This window comes from Rhizobium sp. 18055 (assembly GCF_902706285.1).
Classification (GTDB): domain Bacteria; phylum Pseudomonadota; class Alphaproteobacteria; order Rhizobiales; family Rhizobiaceae; genus Rhizobium.
In genome coordinates, this window is record NZ_CACSKD010000319.1 from 1 (window position 1) to 433 (window position 433).

A 433-nucleotide genomic window follows, 5' to 3' on the forward strand; every position below is an offset into this window, starting at 1 on the left:
ACGAGGCGGTGAAGCGCGCCCGCCTCGCGCTGGTCGCCGCCACGGCGCAGGTATTGCACAATGGCCTGAAGGTGCTGGGCGTCGATGCGCCCGCCAGAATGTGAACCCCATATGAACCAGAAGCAGCAACGCGGCGGCTCGGCCGTCGGCTTCATCCTGGGGATCGTCGTGGGCCTGGGCGTCGCCCTCGCCGTGGCGGTCTACGTGACCAAGGTGCCCGTGCCGTTCCTGAACAAGGGTGGCGCGCGCGGCTCCGACCAGGATGCCCTCGAATCCCAGCGCAACAAGAACTGGGACCCGAATTCGCCGCTCTACGGCAAGAACCCGGCGCGCCCGGTCACGCCGGCGGCCAGCACGCCGGCCGTGGCGGGTGTCGAGCCCGCACCGGCGAGCACGCCCGCGGCATCGGCTGCCGTGGCGGCCGCGTCCACCC

At 71.6% G+C, this 433-nt stretch carries 1 protein-coding gene and 1 pseudogene; both read left to right on the forward strand.

Annotated elements, in window-relative coordinates; all coding sequences use genetic code 11:
* Positions 1 to 8 precede the first annotated feature (8 nt).
* Positions 9 to 104: a DALR anticodon-binding domain-containing protein gene (locus GVL52_RS32230; RefSeq protein ID WP_244619349.1), complete on the forward strand. Its 96-nt coding sequence runs from the start codon at positions 9 to 11 to the stop codon at positions 102 to 104.
* Positions 105 to 111: 7 nt separating this feature from the next.
* Positions 112 to 433 (forward strand): annotated as a pseudogene (locus tag GVL52_RS32235) (hypothetical protein); the annotation flags it as partial.